Origin of the sequence: Methylosinus sp. KRF6 (assembly GCF_018887255.1) — a bacterium.
Classification (GTDB): Bacteria; Pseudomonadota; Alphaproteobacteria; order Rhizobiales; family Beijerinckiaceae; genus Methylosinus; species Methylosinus sporium.
Window position 1 is genome coordinate 1 of the sequence record NZ_JAHLJF010000033.1, and the last position, 2,975, is coordinate 2,975.

Sequence of the window (2,975 nt, forward strand, 5' to 3'; positions counted from 1 at the left end):
ACTTCTCATCCTGTTTGTCGCGCGCTTCTCATCCAGATTGTCGCGCCATACATTGGAAGACGACGACGCTGATCGCGGCGCTGCGCGTCGATCGCATCGACGCGCCGATGATGATCGACGGCGCGCTCGATGGCCGCTCGTTCCTGGCCTATGTCGAGCAGGTTCTGGCGCCGACGCTCCGCGCGGGAGAGATCGTGGTGCTGGACAATGTGAGCACCCACAAGGTCGCGGGCGTGCGGGAGGCGATCGAAGCGAAAGGCGCGAAGGTCCTTTATCTTCCGCCCTATTCGCCGGACTTCAATCCGATCGAGAAATCCTTCTCGAAGATCAAGTCGGTTCTCCAGCGCATCGCGGCGCGCACTGTCGATGCGCTCGCCGCGGCGGTCGCCCAGGCCCTGCGAAGCGTCACGCCGAGCGAATGCGCGAATTACTTCGCCGCATCCGGCTATGATGCAGCTTCATCGGATTCCGCTCGTAGCCATGGAAGCTCGCTGAGGGCGCATTTCTGGGGACGGGAGATGGGCAAGTTCGGGCATTGCGTGCGGTCAATTCCGCCGGCCTAGCTCGTCGACCTGCTTTTTTTGCCTTATGACAACGACGCTTCGCATCAAGCAGCTGATGGGCCGCTAGTAAAGTGCGGCGCGCATCCAGCTTGCGGCGTCGCTCATCGCGCATTTGCCGCTCCGCCTCGCGCAACGCATCGAAAAGATGGGCAGCATTCACGATCTCGCAAGACGAGTCAACGCCAATCTCATGCGTCACAAGATGCGTCATCGAAATGCACGTGCCGACATCAAAAAACGATCTGGATCTACACCGATGCGAGCCGTTGCTGCACATCTCGAGCCGACAGGCATGCCGAGAACCAGTGCATCCACCGAACATCCACATAATCTCCGCGAAATCTCGACAAGGAGGGTTTAGCGTAGCGTTGCTGAGCAAAGTCAGAGAAACACGTGCATGATAAAGATAATCTCTATCGTTCGCGCGATGGCGGCGATTCTCCTGATCGGCGGCATTTCACCTGCTGTTGCAAGCGCCGCTGTCTATTCCGCCGTGAACGTCAACGTGAGGGCGGGTCCCAGTTCGCGATTTCCAGCAGTAGGCATGCTGAGCGCAGGAATCCCCTTAACCGTTCACGGTTGCCTCGCCCGCTACATTTGGTGCGATGTGACAGCGGCAGGCCTTCGTGGCTGGGTATCGAGCGCATACATCGAGATCGTACGCGATGCGCGGCGAGTGCACTTGCCAGCATATTTGTATGAGGAAAACTGGCCGGTGGTGACCTTCCATATCGACAGTTACTGGGAGAATCATTACCGAGATTACCAGATCTCCAACGAAGTCGATCGCTGGAGGGACAGGTGGGACGACGACCGCGTTCCAATCTGGCAAGACGATTGGAGCGCCTGGTCTGAAATTGGAGAAGACTGATTGAAGCGGGATCCGGTGACCGTGTGGAGCTGGCGCCGCTCTCGGTCGCAGATTCGGTGGATCTGCTCGCTACGATTAGCCGCTCGAGACGCGAGGGTTGTTGGGCGCAACGTCAAATCTCATCGATAAGATTGGACACGTTCAGCGATCATCGTTCCGCTAGGAGAAATTGTCGTGGATGGGCGGATAATTCTAGCCGACTCGGATCGGCCCGGCGAAACGTTAGAAGCCGAAGTCATTTCGCGCGATGAAGCCGTTCTGACGCTGGCGGTGCCGAACACCAACGTCCAATTCAGACTGCTGCGCCGTGACCGAGACTATGTGCGATACGAGGGATCACTCGGTGGACGCAACTTTTACTTCGTTCCGCCTCTCCCTGAAGCGAGAAACGCCATCGTCCCGAAAAGGAGCAGATATTACGGTGTCGCCGCATCGCGGCGCAGGTGACCGAAATCTATCGCAGAACGCGATCCGCTCCGCTTGCCGCGACGTTTCGAGGCGATCTCTGGCGACGACGATAGGCTGGGTTGCTGTCGGAGCGCTCTGCGCTCAGGCCGCCGACCGCCCCGCGACCCATGACACGCCGACGCCGGCCTTCGGCTGGGCGGGCTTCCACATCGGACTCAATACCGGCGTCGGCTTTCCCATCGCGAGCGGTGGGAAGCTGGAGGCGCTCGGGGGCTTTCCTGGTTCCGCTCTCTTCGACCTCACCGCGCCAAATCGTGACGCCCTAGGTCCCTCCCTCGGCGCTCAGGTCGGCTATGACTGGCAGGTTGGCCATTGGGTGTACGGCGTCGAGACCGAGCTCAATTCTCTCGGCGTGCGGAGCCCTTCGACCGGCCTCTTCGCGGCCCCGGCGAGCCTCGCTCCGGCCATCGTGGCCTACGGCCTGACCTCGGGCGACGATGGCAATTATTTCGCGAGCGTTCGCGCCCGGCTCGGCTTCGCCGTCGATCGCTCTCTGTTCTATGCCACCGGCGGCGTCGCGACCGGCGGCGAACGCGGCGCATCGTCGCTGTTTTTCTTCGGGCCGTCGCCCGCCACACCGTTCTACGCGCCGCCGTCTCGATCCTCACGCATGAAATATGTCGTCGGCGCCGGAGTGGACTATGCGCTCTACACCCAATGGTCGGCGCGGCTCGAATATCTCTATCTGAATCAGGAGCTGCAAACGCGCGTCTATGGCGATGGAATCGCCGCCCAATACGGCGCGCGCCAACGGAGCGAGGCCCATGTCCTGCGCCTAGGGCTGAACTACCGATTCGGCGTGGCGCAGGACGCGCGCGCCGGGATCGGCGCGGACCAGAACAAGAATGACAAGAGCGGGTCAAACAAGAGCGAGAGCCTCAAGGACATCGGCGACCGTCTCCATCTGACCGGCGACGGTGTTGCACCCGAAGCGGCCCCAGCGCAAAAGAGTGAAGCCGCCAAGACCGCGAGCGGCAAACGCGAGGCGGGCGACGACAAGGGCAAGGTGCGCAAGGGAGCTGTCGATTTGCCTTTCAAGGCGGGACTCGCCCATTCAACGATTTCAATTAAAT

At 60.8% G+C, this 2,975-nt stretch carries 2 protein-coding genes and 1 pseudogene; all 3 read left to right on the plus strand.

From position 1 onward, the window contains the following. A pseudogene (locus KP010_RS22340) lies at positions 1 to 458 on the plus strand (IS630 family transposase); the annotation flags it as partial. Positions 459 to 960: 502 nt separating this feature from the next. Then, positions 961 to 1,434 (plus strand): SH3 domain-containing protein, encoded by a 474-nt coding sequence (locus KP010_RS22345; RefSeq protein ID WP_216281901.1) that lies wholly within the window; start codon positions 961 to 963, stop codon positions 1,432 to 1,434. Positions 1,435 to 1,855: 421 nt separating this feature from the next. Further along, a partial coding sequence (locus KP010_RS22350) for an outer membrane protein (RefSeq protein WP_371824258.1) occupies positions 1,856 to 2,975 on the plus strand: 1,120 nt, incomplete at its 3' end.

What these genes read in the sequence shown, in the direction of transcription:
- KP010_RS22345 (WP_216281901.1), top strand. Translation starts at nt 961, where the DNA reads ATGATAAAGATAATCTCTATCGTTCGCGCGATGGCGGCGATTCTCCTG.